We start from the raw sequence: 15,301 nt of genomic DNA, 5'->3' as shown, positions 1-15,301 counted from the left end.
ATATATGAAAGACGCTCTTCACCTTGCATGGCAAGGGTTTAAACAAAAATCCAAATTAACAACCTTGATGATAGTCAACCTCGTCATCGGCATTACCTTGTTGCTCACAATGAGTACCATCATAGATCAAAGTGGCCGCTCTGCGATGTCACACAAGCTACACGAGCTTAATCATATCAGCCTTAACTATATGGACAGCGAATTTGACAGACGCAATGCACTGAGAACACCGCCAATGACTTACCGTGATGCGCAAGCGCTATCGATGGCGTTTGAGAAAAAAGAAGTATCATTGGCAAACCTGAGCTTTAATTACACCACGTCATTTATTTTGGATCTCAGTGATAATAGTGCAAGACCACTGGACGCCACTGGCTCCGCAGTAGATGATCACTTCTTTGCAATCATGGACGCACCATTTTTGTTTGGCAGCCCTTGGCCTAAAAATATGAATGACTCAGCAATTATTGTGCTAGAGAAAAAAGCCAATGATCACTTATTCGCAGGTCAAAACTCTGTCGGTAAATTCGTCGTGATCAATAATCAACAGCTAGAAATCGTCGGTGTTATAGATTTATCGCATCACACTTTTCGTTTTCAAAATAATAGCTTTAGTAATAGAGAAAATGATCTTGCCTTTATCCCTTTAGATTATGCTGTGGCAAATAACTTGCCTCGAGTTGGCTATATGCCATGTATGACTAAAGAAGAGCCGCTACGCACCGAGTTCCGTCAGTCAAACATGACGGGGTTAAAAAGTGCGGAATGTGGTTTTTTGCATGCTTGGGCACAAGTCAGCACTGATAACGCACAACAACAAGTAGACGAATTAACACTATGGCTTAGGAATTATACCCAACAGCAAATGAGTCAAGGACGCTTCCCACACAGTGAGCCTTATTATGTCCAATCTTTAAAACTATTACATGACACTATTTATAGCTTTATGGACTGGGAACGTGTCTATCTCAATTTTGCTTATCTGCTTTTTGCCATCACCTTGGTCAACACCGTTGGGATTTTACTAGCTAAAAACCAACATCGTGCAAAGTTAGTATCTTTATACCGAGCGCTCGGTGCAAACCGAATGTACATCATCAAGCTACAAGTCATTGAGCTATTAATCGGTGCAACCATTGCCATTACTTTAGGCTTAGTAGGCGCACAGTTAGGCTTATATGTCATGTACCTTTTAGCTATGTATTCGATGGATTACGTCGGTGTTGCAGAGCAAGTACAAAGGCTTTACAACATGGATATTTGGTTTGCTTTCAAAGCAGCCCTTAGCATTTATGCCACCATTTTGATTGCCGGCTTGTTCCCTATCATCACTGCCAGCCGCATTGCGCCTGCATCTCAATTAAGAGGATAAATTTATGGCGATTAAACATATTTTAAAACTAATTTTAAAGCATAAAAGTATCTCTTTGCTGATCACCTTGCAAATTGCCATCGCAGTGACCATTATCGGTAATACCAGCTTTATTAGTTACCGTACTTTGCAAAATTGGCTGATCCCCTCGCATATGGCTGAGCAGCAGATAGTCAATGTCTATACCCGTGTTTTCGATAAAAACCTTGATAAAGGCGCTCTCATTGAGCGAGATTTACAAACCCTACAGTCCATCGCAGGTGTTGAGAGCGTTAGCTATGCCGCAAACGAATTAGTGCTAGCAACAGTGAACGGGCGTAATTTTGCTCACGCGACACTGGATGAAGATAAGCAGGGAGAAAACATTGCGCTTTTTGCACAAACACCCGGAGGGCTTGAAACGCTTGGTATTCAGGTGACTGAAGGTCGTAGTTTTTACGATACAGAGTATATATTCGGTCACGCTAGTGAAGGTCAAAGAGCAAGTGTTGTGATGATAAGTAATGCGCTTGCTGCCGCTTTATTTCCTGAGCAAAGTGCACTTGGGCAAACCGTCTATCTTCATAACAACCGTCTTCCTTATCAAGTTATTGCGACTTATCAAGACATGATGTTAGGTGAAGTAGCGGCCTACACAAACAGCTGGTATCACTCTGCGATTATTCCAGAAGCTCACTTTGGTACTAACAGCCAAGTAAACTATTTGGTCAAGGTAACGGAAAATACCGACGATGCAATCTTTGAAACCATTGAGAACAAACTGTTTGAAGAAGAAGGCCGCTTAGTTCAGCAAGTAGAATTTGCAGCGCGTGCCAAAAAACGTCTATGGGATGGCCGAAGTACCTTTGCATTTATTATGATGGGGATCAGTGCCATCGCTATCCTCGTTACAGGTGTTGGGATCATCGCACTGGTTTCATTTTCCATCTCTGTTCGGAAAAAAGAAATTGGCGTACTGCGAGCCTTGGGCGCCTCTCAAGCCAGAGTAATGAGAACGTTATTATTAGAAAATTCAATCTTAGCCATAGTGGGCATTACCTTTGGTTTATTTGCAGCCATGTGGCTTAACCAATACTTTGTAACCAACCTGCGTATTCAAGGGTTGATAGTCCCATGGCTTGCTGCGGCCGTTGCCCTCTGTGTTTGGGGGCTAAGTGCCTCAGCTGTCTATATCCCAGCGCGAAAAGCAGCTAAAATATCTCCAGCACAGGTTACAAAAACCAGTTAAATAACAAGCCGGTACATGGTACCGGCAAAAATAACGATAAGAATATGCAAAACAAAATACTTGTGATTGACGACAATCAGGACGTTATAAAAGCACTTAAGCTGCTATTTTTACTCAATGACATTGACTGTGATGGCGCAACAAGCCCAGAGCAAGGCCTCGATATGCTCAACAACCAAGCTTACGACCTAGTCATCCAAGATATGAACTTTACCCAAGACACCACCTCTGGCGCAGAAGGTCAGGCGCTTTATCAAGCGATCCGTTCCTTAAACCCTGACTTACCTATTATCCTACTCACCGCTTGGGCAAATTTAGAAACCGCTGTCGCACTAATTAAAGATGGGGCAGCCGATTATTTAGAAAAACCATGGCGAGAAGAAAAGCTACTCAAGTCAGTTACTCAATTACTCGAAATATACCGTCTAGAAAAAGCACAATTCCAACAGCAAACACAAGCCCGAAACCGGGCAAATAAACTGGCAGAACACTATGACTTAGCAGGTCTTATCTATGCAGATCCAGCCATGCTTAACTTGTTGGAGATCGCGACCCAAGTCGCGCACTCAGACGCACCAGTGCTCATAACTGGACCCAATGGCGCTGGGAAAGAAAAAATAGCTGAAGTGATTGTCGCCAATAGCGCCTACCACAGCAAAGCTTTTATCAAAGTGAACGCAGGTGCGCTTCCTGCTGATTTAATCGAAGCAGAATTATTTGGTGTTGTCGGTGGCGCCTATACTGGGGCAACTAAAAGTCGGATCGGCAGGTTTGAAGCGGCTGATGGCGGAACCTTATTTTTAGACGAAATAGGGAACTTGCCGCTGTCTGGACAGCAAAAGCTATTGCGCGTGTTACAAACGGGTGAATTTGAACCCGTAGGCAGTAGCCAAACAAAAAAAGTCAATGTGCGTGTACTGAGTGCGACCAATGTCAATTTAACGACTGCAATTGCGCAGGGCACATTCCGAGAAGATCTCTACTACCGACTAAACATGATCGAGTTGAAGTTACCTGCACTAATGGAGCGACCAGAAGACATTATCCCTCTTGCAAATCATTTTATAGAGGATAATAAACAACTTAGTTCAGGTGCTGTCAATGCGCTAAAACGTCATACTTGGCCGGGTAATGTCAGAGAACTACAAAATGTGATTGGCCGTGCACAGTTACTCGCAAAAAGTGACCTCATTGAAGCCACTGATCTAGGGCTGAAAACTAAACCAGCTAATTCTGCAGCCAATACCGAGCTGTCAGCGCAGGATATACAAAGCGCATTAAGTAGCCATCGAGGCAATGTTACTCATGCAGCAAAAAGCTTAGGACTCAGTCGCCAAGCAATGTATCGACGTATGGATAAATTTGGAATAGCGCGCTGATGGACACACCTTTCACGTCTTTGGCTGGAAAAATGGCCGCACTTTGCACAGCCTTTATTGTACTTGCAGTGTCAATTCAATCTGCTTTTATTTTTATAGGTGCACCCATCTTAGTTGCACTTCCTCTCTCATTATTGATCACTTTGCCGTTTATGTTTTTTTGTTGTGAGTATATATTTCAACAACACAAAATCATTATTGATACACTAACAAATGGCCTAAAAAGTCTTTATGATAATGACTTTTCTATCCGTATAGCGGCTCAAACACACTCGGAGTTAGGCGCAGCTGTTCACATGTATAATAAGCTCACCAAACGGTTAAAAAAGCAAAGACAGACGCTTAATCAACGAGAGATATTACTTGATAGCATTGTACAGGCCTCACCCATTGGCATTGTATTAGTAGACCCTTACAAACACATCGTTTACTTTAATAACGAATCCACCCAGCTATTACAATCTTCAAAACTTGACGGTATGACCTTACATCAATGCTGTGAAAACCTTCCTCCACAACTGCAAAAGTCAATTATGCAGGCACAATCAGGCTTAATAAGCTTTGAACACAATGACGCGAAGCAGAGCTATTACCTCAGTTTTAAAACAGTCACCTTTAACCACCAGCCGCATCAATTAATGATCATCAAAAATGTGTCTGTAGAATTAGGGCAAGAAGAACTGCATATGTGGAAAAATGCCATTAGGTTAATTAGCCATGAGCTGAATAACTCATTGGCCCCCATAAGCTCGCTAACGTCATCAGCCCAAAATATGCTCAAGAACAATAAACATCTCGATTTGCTCCCTGATATATTGCAAACGGTCGACCAAAGAGCACAAAATTTGAGTGAATTTATTGCACAATATGCGCGTTTTGCCCGTTTGCCCAAACCAAACCTTGACTACCATGCAATCAAGCCATTACTCGATCAGGTAAGTGCGCTATATTCATTTAAGCTACTTGATTCATTACCTATCGAGCACGCTTATTTTGATAGTACGCAAATTGAGCAGGTATTGATTAACATCTTAAAAAATGCCCATCAGTCTGGCAGCGACCCCGAACAAATCGCCGTTAAAGTCGTAAAAGATTACAATCGCCTTCGCGTCGCCGTCGTCGATCGCGGTTCGGGGATCAGCAACGGTAACCTTCATCAAGCACTCTTACCTTTTTATTCGACTAAACCTGATGGCAGTGGGATTGGCCTCAGTTTGTGTAACGACATCATTCATGCCCACCAAGGACAACTCAAATTAAAAAACCGAGTGCAAGGGGGCTTGATGGTTGAATTTGATATCCCTTTAAGAGACACTCAGTGTCATTAAGGAGCAAGCGACACAGTATAATAAACTAGCCTATACAAGGGATTTTATCATGTTATGTTATTCTCGGTTTTGGGTCGGTATTGGTGCCTTGGCACTCGCTGCCTGCCAAACTACAAAAACAAATAGTACGCCTCCCTCTGTTCAAGTTCCGTGTTGGCTACAAAAGCCGGTGTCATCACAACAAATCGGCTTTATTGGTACAGCTGCGCCATTCAGCGCAACCAAAGATGGCTCCATTTTAGCCAGCAGACAAAGAGCAGTATCACAGTTTACACGATACTATGGACTCCCTAATGCCAATGAAGATATTGAACAACTGCCTGCAGAGCAAAACAGCTTAACGCTTAAAAACGGTCAAACCTTATACTTCTCAGAACCATACATTACCTCGGATACCCTGTATACATATGTCAGCACTCAGCCAATTATTGAGAGCAGTAGGTGTAACGCAGTCACATGTAACTTCAGCTTATGTGAACCTAAATGGCTATGTAGCGGGGAGAATAACCATGTCATCGGAGCAAGTTATTATACAGCCTCTGCCCATCAACAACTTCCGATGACTGCTGAGAATGCAAAAGCACTAGCTGGTTACCTCGCCCAAGCGAGCGTCAACATGCAAGAGCGCTATGCCGAATCATATTCAAAACAGCAACATAGTTCTCACTTCTCCCGAGATGGCGAAGTTTTAAGCAAAAAATATCAGAACTCTTTACTTTTGACCCAAAGCTGCAATTATGGCTCAACTGTTTTTGCTGCCTATCAAACCCACTTATCTTATGCCCCTCAAGTTTCACAGCAAGCTTGGCGAGGTTTACAGCAGTATCAGGGTAGAAGTATCGTAATGGGTAATTTCGGCGAAGATGGCACTATCGCACCTGATAATTTAATAAGCAGCGCCATCAAATATGCTATCCGAGATGCATTAGTTGAATTAGCAAAAAACAAAGGAATGACAATATCAGCCAGCAGTACATTACTTAATAAAGATGGCAGGTATTTTATAAGCACAGCGCATTTTGATATACAACAAACCGTCAGTGGCCAATTGTTAGATTTACAAATAAACTATAAAGAAGGGTTTCCTGTCGTTTACGTATGGCTACTGGAAGTTAATTCCTAATAAACAAATACCATCATAATCAGTCAAGGCGCCACAGCGCCTTGATCAAAACGTGTTAGCTACCACACCGTAGAGTTAGCCCCTTACAATCATATGCCGTATTTTCATCTTCTAAACCTGAGAAATCAAGAATACTATACCCACCATCTGAAGGCGTTGATTGGCTCTGATTACTCTCGTCACACTGGCCCTGCTCTTGCCACATATTAGGCTCTTGGGAAGGACTTACTCCTTTATTCCAATAATAAGCACTATAGACTTTTCCTTGATAAGTCACGAGCTCACCGCCATTGTAAGGCTTATTATGATACCAACTTTGTGGACATGCCGGCGTTTTTCCTGATTGCAGGTAAGTAAGTGCTTGTGCAAAGTTTGGTAGGCCATGACCATATACACTGTCTTTACCAGAAAGCCCTAAATCATGACTAGTCGCTTTTAGTGCATCAATAATTTGTGATCTACTCCATGTGGGGTTTTGTGACCAAAGCCTAGCAATCCCCCCGGATATAATCGCTGTTGCTTGAGAAGTACCAGCACCAACGACATAATCACTGTGATAACTGCTAATAGCTATAGACATATTTGAACTATCACTGATCATTGGCCATTGATGCACAAGTAAAGTAGGGAATTCAGTGTAATAGTCAATTCCTTTTAATCGACCATCTGGGTGTTGTGGGTAATTGATAATTAGTGCCTGTCCCCCTGCAGCGACACAACTCGACTGTGCAAGACTTAAAGCCTGACGAGCTTCATAGGAGAGTGTACGCTGTGTCATTTGTTGATGCACATCATCAGCGGATAATGTATAGACACATTGCTCAGGCAATACGGCTTGCATTGAACGACTACTTACCCCAATGTCTATTTGTGTGTAATGAACAGAGTCTGATACTGAACCACTGTGCTGAATCACAACTTCCTGAACTGCATAGTGACTGCGGTTTGCTGTAGAAATGATTTTACTACCAGGTGCAACAAAATCGATATGCTGGTTAGTTGGCGAGAAAGCGGCTATTGTACCATCTGTTTCCAAAGCACCTACAGATAAAACATTGTGATACGATGCTGGGTAATGTAACGCATCGTTATGCCTGCCCTGCTGCTTTTTCTCAGTTGTTCCATGATTACCAGCGGCAGCAACAAAAATAAGGCCTCTGTCATAAGCTAACCTATCGATAACAGACATTGTCATTGGAGAGAACTGCTCTCCACTAAGCGACATATTTATCACCTTAGCACCTGAATTGGCGCATACTTCAATTGCCTCTATTAAATTGCCTCCCCAAATTGCGGAGTTTTTACCATTAGCTGTTTTAATTAGCTTATGCACTTGAAGACTTGCTACGCCGTCGCTGAGCGCTCCTTTCACCCCAATGCCATTGCTCTGAGCTGCAATAATGCCAGCCATATGCGTGCCATGACTAAGTGCATCCTGATCCCAGAACCCAGCGTAAACACTATGATAACCATGAATATTGACAGGTAAATCGGGATGGTTGCTATCCACACCAGAATCAATAATACACACTGAGATATCATTTGTTGCTGTGGGAAGTTTGCTAATTGATGTTGCTCTCAACCAATACGGCTCTAGTTCACTATGTGCTAGCGAAGCCATGTTATTAGTTGTAGCATTAAAATAATCTAGTGAATTGCTGCTTAAAGAAAGACCATAATCAGCCTCAAATATCACGCCATCAAGGTGACTTAACTCACTTACCTGTTGAGCTGACAATGATCCCTTCGCAATCACTTTATCACCACTTTGCCCAATTACCTTTAACCCGCTCAGTATTTCTTGAGATAGTTGTCCATTTTTGAATTGCACTAAGTAAGCATTGTCCTGGTTTTGATTTTGCGCCATAGCGCTGAAACTCAAACTTCCAAATACACTTAAAAAAACTGCACTTCTTTTAAAAAAATCCATACTAACTCCTAGCAAAGCTATGTTTATATTTTTATTTTATTTATCCTTAAACCTCTGTTTTTTGCTGAACTTAATAATTAAATTCTTACAGTGCGAGTACTTCCTTCATAAACCATATTCCTCTCGCGTACAGCCATTTTCACTTACGTCGAGTGAAGCAAAGTCATCTATTCACTTCAGAGCGAGTTTATTACACTTGCCCTTTAAGATAATTGTTAAATTCGAGATATAGCTATTTAAGACTCTTCACAAAAATGGATAAGCTGCACGCAAGACAACTACAATTTATTCCTATCAGCGCTTCTTTCCTACACAATTCGAGACCCCAATCTTAAATAAAAAACAGGTTTTCAATTGTAAAAAACGCCAATTTGGTTAAAAAATAACAAATCAGACCATGAAAAACAAAAAATATGTGGATTTATTAAAATATTCATAGTAAGCAACTTAGCATAATAGATAGGATATTGACTTTTTCGAAAATGTCGAGAAAGGTAAGCTAAAAAATTTCATAAATATGAATAATATTCATTAGACCAGTACCTTTTTCTGGTGTATTGGTTTTTTTATCGCATTTGTTATTTTTTATGCAAATTGGGCGTTTTAATAAGATATTGATGTACAAAACTTGACTCTTATGTACATACAAAACGCAATGGGTTAAAAAGAAATAACTAAGAACAGTAATGGTCGTGCGACAAACGATTTACTAAAAAGAGCAAAAAATAATGCACATTCTTCTATCTGATAAGCGCTATACATATAGCCCCCAGTTCAGATTTATAAAGCCAAAAGATAGCCAAAAAGTAAAAGTTAAATTTGCCAATGATTTAATACTTGCACTCGGTTATAAGTTCAAAGAGCAGCGCAACTATTTTGAAATGGCGGCAGAAGCTGCTTTCATGTCTTTAAACCCATTAGACAGACAACAAAATCAGTTTTTTATCGAACTAGATTTGGTTACCAGCAATCAGGAAACCGTTAACTTACAAGAAGATAGCACAAGTGTTGGGTTAGGGTATGCGTTGAGCTGTGCGCTGGCATATCGTTCCCATATAAAAAAACCAGCAAATATCTCTGGTACTTGTTTTGCAACAGGTGAAGTTTCACCCAGTGGTAACGTGCATGGCATCGGTCACATTAACAATAAAGTAGAAGGTGCGCTTTATGCGATGACACACAGGCATAACGGCCCATTTGTCATTTTTTACCCGCGTGCCAATACTGATGAAATCAATGAAGCCTTGGCTCGCGAAGTAGAATTACTAGGTGGAAAGCTTTCACCTGTTGAGCATATAAACGAAGCCCTTCAACTACTTCTTGGTGACGACTATGATGGTGCACAGCAATCAGGTTCATTAACGTTTAAAGGCTTAAGAAGCTTTGAGCCACACGATGCTTATTACTTTTTTGGCCGTGACAAGCTCACTTCAGAATTATTTGCACTATTTAATGAAAAACCATCACTCATCAAAGTGCACGGTGTTTCTGGTAGTGGTAAATCAAGTTTAATAAAAGCAGGGTTATTACCCGCAATCAATCAACAAGAAGAAAATGTCCATTGGCAAATTGGGTTACCTAAAGATTTTGACAATAGTGCAGCTTTATTAAAGCACTACATATGCTCTAACGATGCAGGGTTTGAGTCGGTTTTAAAAACCATGTCTGTCGGTCTAGATCAATTCATCAACGAATTACTCAATTTAAACACAACATACTTAGATGAATTGGCACTCCACCTTAGTGCACATAAAAAAACTTACATTTGGTATATTGACCAGTTTGAAGAGATTTTTGAGATAGAGCCACAGAATAGCTTACTACCCAGCCTTGCTATACTATCCGAACATACGCCATTAAGAATCATTGTAAGCATTAGAAGTGAGTACTTACACAATACTGATATGGTGGGGAGGGATTTCTATGTCCCTCACAGCCTAACTGCTGATGACTGGCTTAAAATTATTAATAATCAAGCCACGGCATTGGGAATAAAACTTGAAGAAGGACTCGCGCAAACAATTCAAACCGAAGCGCTAAAGTTGTCTCATGCCCTACCCGCTGTAGAGTATCTACTTGCACAAATGCATGCACTGGCGATTGATAGCGATCAACCTAAAGTGCTCACTTTCTCTCAATACAATCAACTTAATAAACTAACGGGCGTTATCTATAGACAGGCTGAATATATTCTCGGTCAATTTGAACCACTTACAGAGCAATTCTTTGAGCTATTTATTGGCGTAAATATCAATGGTGCTTGTTATTCAAAGCATGTCGATTTTATCGCGCTTGAACAAGAAAACCCTCAGCTACTCGAGCTAGTCAATGCACTCATCGAAAAGCAACTCGTTATTCGTCATCAAGTCCATAAGCTACCACCTTATGTAAAATTAACCCATGACTGTTTAATCACGATTGCCGAAGAGCGTTCCCTCGACCAACAAATTTGGCCTCGCTTTTATATTTGGTTAAGTGCCAGAAAGGAGTACCTCCAATGGCTGCATGGAATAGAGGCAAAATATAAACAGTGGAAAAATTTTGCATCACAACCAGAAGAGCAAAACAACTTCACGCTTGGCAAGCATGAGTTACATGATGGTATCAAATATCTAAGTCAGCCTGGCACAATTAGCCTGCAGTCTATTAAAAATTATATTCTTGCATCACAAAGCTTTTATCAAACCGTACTAGAACACAAAAATAAAGCCCAAAAAAGGCGTATTTTTACAACAAGTATACTGTTTGTCTGTGCTTTAAGTGCTGCTTCTTTTGCATATTATCAAAAACAACAGGTGGTATCAGAACAAGCAAAAACAGCACAAGCGCTATCCCACCTTAAAGACAATGTGTTACTCAATATAGATGCAATTGAACCTATACTGGCTCAATATTTACCAACGTTTCAGCGCAAATATCTGAATGGTCATATTACGAAGCTAGTTTCTAGTGTCGACGATATACCATTAGATGACATTGATAAGTTAAGGTTATTGCTTATTAAAGTAAAAATTTTACGCCAAGATGATTCTACCCACATAGGAGAAATACAGGAAATCCTGGCAACGTTAGATAGCAAAATTAAAAATATTAATAGTAATAACCCAAAAGAGCTACAACTTGCCGTTTCTTTCAATTATGAATTCGGTGCATTATTGATAAAACAAGGTAGAAATGAGGAAGCTGAAACCTACTTAGAGCAAGCACTGATACAAGTTCAACAATTGCCACACGATGCAGAATTAATACTAACTAAAGCAAGGATAATATCCCAGATCGCATTCATGGCACTATGGGCTGGCGACATAAACCTTGCAACTGAAAAGTACACAGAAACGTTACACCTACTTGATACTCAGGTACCAACAGAAAATCTAGAGCAGGCCTATAACATATTAAGAGTAAATACATATAGAAATTTAGCCAAGACAACTTCCTCTGAACAACAAGCAAGCGACTATTTATTGAGAGCAAAAACCGCTCTAGAAAAACAGCTATCTACAGATCCAAATCACCTCAATTCTCAATACAACTTATTAAGAGTTTATATTAACTTAGCAGAAAACAGTAGCAACAGAGCAGAAACTGACAAGTACTACAACCACGCCAATGAGCTAGTCAAACTGTACTTAATTAAAGATCCTGACAACATCTATGTACAAGTCGCTCAGTTACTCTTAGCGAGTAGATTAGGTACTAACCAGTTAAAGCAAGGATACCTAGTCGAAGCCCAAACCTATTTTCTTGAAGGGCTAGATATAGCCAGAAAATTACGAGTATTAAATGAGGACAACATAGACTGGCAGGGCCATAGCATCGAATTATATATGGCCTATGGTGACTATTTAAAGCAAACCAACCAAATAGAACAAAGCGCACAATATTACGAAAAAGCGCTAAAAGCAGCTAAAAGGTTATATAACCAAGATAATAAGAATCTGGACTTTATTAGTTTGCTTCAGGGCGCGCACTCAAAAATTGCCATTCATTTATACAACCACGGCGAGAAAAAATCTGCACAGAGTCACCTTGAGCAAGCGAAAGAATATGCCCTGTACCTAACACAAGTGACCCCGAGTAATCTGGGTTATCAAGTCAGCTACAGGAAAAAGCTCTTTAACCTAGGCTATATCGCTTCAGAAATTGGTGAAACTGAAAATGCATGCAATTACTTTGAGGCTGGGAAGACTCTTTCGGAAGAATTCCTGCAGTCTCATACTAGCATCCAATGGCAAAAAGCAAAAAATAAGTTTGAACACTATCTAGAATTATTGCAATGTAACCAAAATGGCAACAATCCTTGATAACATTAGTTAGGAATACAAATTCAATATGCTGAAACTTATAGAAAAGTTGTTATATCGCAATCTGTTTTCACGCTATTCCTAATAAAGTTAAAGAATCGAATGATAGAAAGGATACAGCAACAATCAAAGGGGGTATGGATGTGGTTTGATAACAAACAAGCCGTACAAGAAGCATATAAATTTATTAAGTTTTTACTTCGAAAAAAGTCGATTACTGATCACAGAATTGACACCGAAGCACTTGTTCAAGAGACATTGTTAAAAGTGATAAAAGCGACAAAGCAAGAGTCTAACCATAGTTTAGAGTCTGAAAAAAACACACAAAAACTCAATGCACAAAGTGACTTTAACCATGTTTTAAAAGCTTATACATATCGTGCTTTTGAAAGCGTCTATTTGGATATGGGGAGTAACGTAACGTATCGAAAAAAGTCAGCCTCGGAACAGGCCAAAGCACCTGAAGAGGCTCGCTCGGTACAAATTATTCACTTATACGAAAGTAATAATTGCTCAGATGGGTCAAGTAGTAATATTTATGAATTAATGCCAAGTGATCAACCCTCACCTGACCAAATTACAAAGATGGACAAGAATGCTCGATTATTTATCAACCTTTTATTGGAAACGATCGCGCAAGAAGAAGACAAACAAAAACAAGCATTATTTTATGACTTTTTCTCACTGTCTTTTCGACAAAATGCACTTACACAGAAACAACTGGGAGAGCGCCATGGCTTCAAAGGTAATGCCGCTATCACTTATATTTCAAGGTTTGTTAGTAAACTATCAAAACGAGTCGAAGAATCCGGTTTGAGCCTAGAGATAGGAAGCAATCCGCAGGTTGACTTCGACATATACTTTCTCACTCACAGCAATAAATTTAATGAGACGATATCGGTATGAATAAGGTTAAGATCACAGACAAGGTATTAGAGTCGCTTGAAGATCACCTCATTGCAAAATCAATTACGGAGTTTGAAAATGCGCAAGAGCAAGAACTCACTCCACAAGAGGTCGCAATTATTGAGCGAATCTATAATCAGCAAAAATCAACACAAAAAATCACTCAGAATTTAGATTTTGAAGTGCCGCTATTAGCTGCGAGCCCAGAATTAAAGACATCAGATAAACCATGGTGGGATTTTGATACCATTATCAATGATACTTTCCAACTGGCGGTCTTTAGCTCATATGAGCAAGATCTGAGTGAAAATGTAGACTTTGAATTAAACCCCCTGAAAGGTAAAGAACGTGAGTTCAATGACTACTTTGATACATTTAGAGGGACCAAACAAGGCATTAGAATTTACTGGGCAAAAAATAGCAGACAAGTTGTTATGGAAGGGGAACTTGTGCATTCATTCGAAGGCGACTGTGTAAGCGGCCATGGCAAAATCATTTCAAGTGAATACTTTGGTTCAGGACACTTTAAGCTCATGTTGGAATTTTTTTCATTGCCTAACTAAAAAGGACTGTTAGGTAACCGTTTAAAATTATACTGACTCAAATATAAATTTAGTAAATTACTTCTATTGGCTGTGAATTAACGAATCAACGGGGTCTCACCCGTTGATTATTCACGTTTTACGCTATGCCCTTGATAAAAATAAAACCTAACGTTTATATAACCAGAAAAAGGGTGATAGCTTCTTAAAAAGGGTGTTTGTAATCGTGAAGAATAAAATGGTGCCCGGGGCCGGACTTGAACCGGCACGCTGTTACCAGCGAGGGATTTTAAATCCCTTGTGTCTACCAATTCCACCACCCGGGCATCGGATGTCTACTTATGTAGAAACTGTGGAAGTAAATGGAGGCGGAACCCGGAGTCGAACCGAGGTAGACGGATTTGCAATCCGCTGCATGGCCACTCTGCCATTCCGCCAAACTCTAAAAGAGTTGGAGCGAGTAACGAGGTTCGAACTCGTGACCTCGACCTTGGCAAGGTCGCGCTCTACCAGCTGAGCTATACTCGCATTTACACTTACAAGTAAGTGGTGCCCGGGGCCGGACTTGAACCGGCACGCTGTTACCAGCGAGGGATTTTAAATCCCTTGTGTCTACCAATTCCACCACCCGGGCATCGGGTTTTGCAAAAGCCAACCTTAATATAAAGTTGGAGCGAGTAACGAGGTTCGAACTCGTGACCTCGACCTTGGCAAGGTCGCGCTCTACCAGCTGAGCTATACTCGCACAATAAATGGTGCCCGGGGCCGGACTTGAACCGGCACGCTGTTACCAGCGAGGGATTTTAAATCCCTTGTGTCTACCAATTCCACCACCCGGGCATCGGGTTTGCTTTCGCATGTGGATTATATTGAGAAAATGGAGGCGGAACCCGGAGTCGAACCGAGGTAGACGGATTTGCAATCCGCTGCATGGCCACTCTGCCATTCCGCCATTCAATCAGCATCAAATTTGGAGCGAGTAACGAGGTTCGAACTCGTGACCTCGACCTTGGCAAGGTCGCGCTCTACCAGCTGAGCTATACTCGCAACATAAACTTAAGCAACTTAAAGTGCTTTAGCTACATTTCGTTTTGATGACTGTTGTCTCTCAACACGGACGCATTCTACAGAACTTCTTGATTGCGTCAATATAAAAAATGAATGTTTTTAACTGTTTGCTTATTTTTTA

The 15,301-nt window shown here is 40.7% G+C and carries 9 protein-coding genes and 8 tRNA genes; 8 read left to right on the top strand and 9 right to left on the bottom strand.

Going from position 1 to position 15,301, the window contains the following annotated elements; all coding sequences use genetic code 11:
• The first annotated feature begins 4 nt into the window (after window positions 1-4).
• From QNM16_RS19300 to QNM16_RS19280, 5 genes are read left to right on the top strand one after another with little or no spacing between them, the layout of a single operon-like run.
• Window positions 5-1,372, top strand: coding sequence for an ABC transporter permease (locus QNM16_RS19300; RefSeq protein ID WP_284021962.1), 1,368 nt, complete (start codon window positions 5-7; stop codon window positions 1,370-1,372).
• 4 nt (window positions 1,373-1,376) lie between these two features.
• Window positions 1,377-2,600: an ABC transporter permease gene (locus QNM16_RS19295; protein WP_284021961.1), complete on the top strand. Its 1,224-nt coding sequence runs from the start codon at window positions 1,377-1,379 to the stop codon at window positions 2,598-2,600.
• Between the two features lie 44 nt (window positions 2,601-2,644).
• Window positions 2,645-3,979 carry a sigma-54-dependent transcriptional regulator gene (locus tag QNM16_RS19290; RefSeq protein ID WP_284021960.1) on the top strand — a complete coding sequence of 445 codons (1,335 nt, stop codon included), beginning with the start codon at window positions 2,645-2,647 and terminating at the stop codon, window positions 3,977-3,979.
• Window positions 3,979-5,307 carry a sensor histidine kinase gene (locus tag QNM16_RS19285; protein WP_284021959.1) on the top strand — a complete coding sequence of 443 codons (1,329 nt, stop codon included), beginning with the start codon at window positions 3,979-3,981 and terminating at the stop codon, window positions 5,305-5,307. Before QNM16_RS19290 ends, QNM16_RS19285 begins: the two co-directional genes overlap by 1 nt.
• Window positions 5,308-5,356: 49 nt before the next feature.
• Window positions 5,357-6,430, top strand: a complete 1,074-nt coding sequence (locus QNM16_RS19280) for a hypothetical protein (RefSeq protein WP_284021958.1) — start codon at window positions 5,357-5,359, stop codon at window positions 6,428-6,430.
• A 55-nt stretch (window positions 6,431-6,485) separates the two neighbouring features.
• Here the strand turns inward: QNM16_RS19280 and QNM16_RS19275 are convergent, their stop codons facing one another.
• Window positions 6,486-8,360, bottom strand: coding sequence for a S8 family peptidase (locus tag QNM16_RS19275; protein WP_284021957.1), 1,875 nt, complete (start codon window positions 8,358-8,360; stop codon window positions 6,486-6,488).
• Between the two features lie 728 nt (window positions 8,361-9,088).
• On the opposite strand from QNM16_RS19275, the gene QNM16_RS19270 reads away from it, so the two are divergent.
• The 3 genes from QNM16_RS19270 (at window position 9,089) to QNM16_RS19260 (ending at window position 14,133) form a co-directional block, all read left to right on the top strand.
• The gene (locus QNM16_RS19270; RefSeq protein ID WP_284021956.1) at window positions 9,089-12,664 is read left to right on the top strand and encodes an nSTAND1 domain-containing NTPase; all 3,576 of its coding nucleotides are present in this window, start codon (window positions 9,089-9,091) and stop codon (window positions 12,662-12,664) included.
• A gap of 102 nt (window positions 12,665-12,766) precedes the next feature.
• On the top strand, window positions 12,767-13,570 hold the full coding sequence (locus QNM16_RS19265; protein ID WP_284021955.1) for a hypothetical protein: 804 nt from the start codon (window positions 12,767-12,769) through the stop codon (window positions 13,568-13,570).
• Complete coding sequence (locus tag QNM16_RS19260; RefSeq protein WP_284021954.1) at window positions 13,567-14,133, top strand: hypothetical protein; 567 nt, start codon at window positions 13,567-13,569, stop codon at window positions 14,131-14,133. Before QNM16_RS19265 ends, QNM16_RS19260 begins: the two co-directional genes overlap by 4 nt.
• A gap of 218 nt (window positions 14,134-14,351) precedes the next feature.
• Here QNM16_RS19260 and QNM16_RS19255 read toward each other — a convergent pair.
• From QNM16_RS19255 to QNM16_RS19220, 8 genes are all read right to left on the bottom strand, one after another.
• Window positions 14,352-14,438 (bottom strand) — tRNA-Leu (locus QNM16_RS19255).
• A gap of 37 nt (window positions 14,439-14,475) precedes the next feature.
• Window positions 14,476-14,549, bottom strand: a tRNA-Cys gene (locus QNM16_RS19250).
• Window positions 14,550-14,564: 15 nt separating this feature from the next.
• Window positions 14,565-14,640: transfer RNA gene (locus QNM16_RS19245), tRNA-Gly, on the bottom strand.
• A 19-nt stretch (window positions 14,641-14,659) separates the two neighbouring features.
• Window positions 14,660-14,746, bottom strand: a tRNA-Leu gene (locus QNM16_RS19240).
• 35 nt (window positions 14,747-14,781) lie between these two features.
• Window positions 14,782-14,857: transfer RNA gene (locus QNM16_RS19235), tRNA-Gly, on the bottom strand.
• A gap of 8 nt (window positions 14,858-14,865) precedes the next feature.
• Window positions 14,866-14,952: transfer RNA gene (locus QNM16_RS19230), tRNA-Leu, on the bottom strand.
• A 38-nt stretch (window positions 14,953-14,990) separates the two neighbouring features.
• Window positions 14,991-15,064 (bottom strand) — tRNA-Cys (locus tag QNM16_RS19225).
• A gap of 19 nt (window positions 15,065-15,083) precedes the next feature.
• Window positions 15,084-15,159 (bottom strand) — tRNA-Gly (locus QNM16_RS19220).
• Between the last annotated feature and the right edge of the window lie 142 nt (window positions 15,160-15,301).

It is taken from the genome of Pseudoalteromonas umbrosa, from assembly GCF_030125375.1.
In the GTDB taxonomy this organism is placed as follows: Bacteria; Pseudomonadota; Gammaproteobacteria; order Enterobacterales; family Alteromonadaceae; genus Pseudoalteromonas; species Pseudoalteromonas umbrosa.
The sequence above is the reverse complement of the archived record's forward strand: the minus strand, read 5'-3'. Positions and strand labels throughout refer to the sequence as shown.

Coding starts and splice junctions, on each gene's coding strand:
- QNM16_RS19300 (WP_284021962.1), top strand. CDS start 5: ATGAAAGACGCTCTTCACCTTGCATGGCAAGGGTTTAAACAAAAATCC.
- QNM16_RS19295 (WP_284021961.1), top strand. CDS start 1,377: ATGGCGATTAAACATATTTTAAAACTAATTTTAAAGCATAAAAGTATC.
- QNM16_RS19290 (WP_284021960.1), top strand. CDS start 2,645: ATGCAAAACAAAATACTTGTGATTGACGACAATCAGGACGTTATAAAA.
- QNM16_RS19285 (WP_284021959.1), top strand. CDS start 3,979: ATGGACACACCTTTCACGTCTTTGGCTGGAAAAATGGCCGCACTTTGC.
- QNM16_RS19280 (WP_284021958.1), top strand. CDS start 5,357: ATGTTATGTTATTCTCGGTTTTGGGTCGGTATTGGTGCCTTGGCACTC.
- QNM16_RS19275 (WP_284021957.1), bottom strand. CDS start 8,360: ATGGATTTTTTTAAAAGAAGTGCAGTTTTTTTAAGTGTATTTGGAAGT.
- QNM16_RS19270 (WP_284021956.1), top strand. CDS start 9,089: ATGCACATTCTTCTATCTGATAAGCGCTATACATATAGCCCCCAGTTC.
- QNM16_RS19265 (WP_284021955.1), top strand. CDS start 12,767: ATGATAGAAAGGATACAGCAACAATCAAAGGGGGTATGGATGTGGTTT.
- QNM16_RS19260 (WP_284021954.1), top strand. CDS start 13,567: ATGAATAAGGTTAAGATCACAGACAAGGTATTAGAGTCGCTTGAAGAT.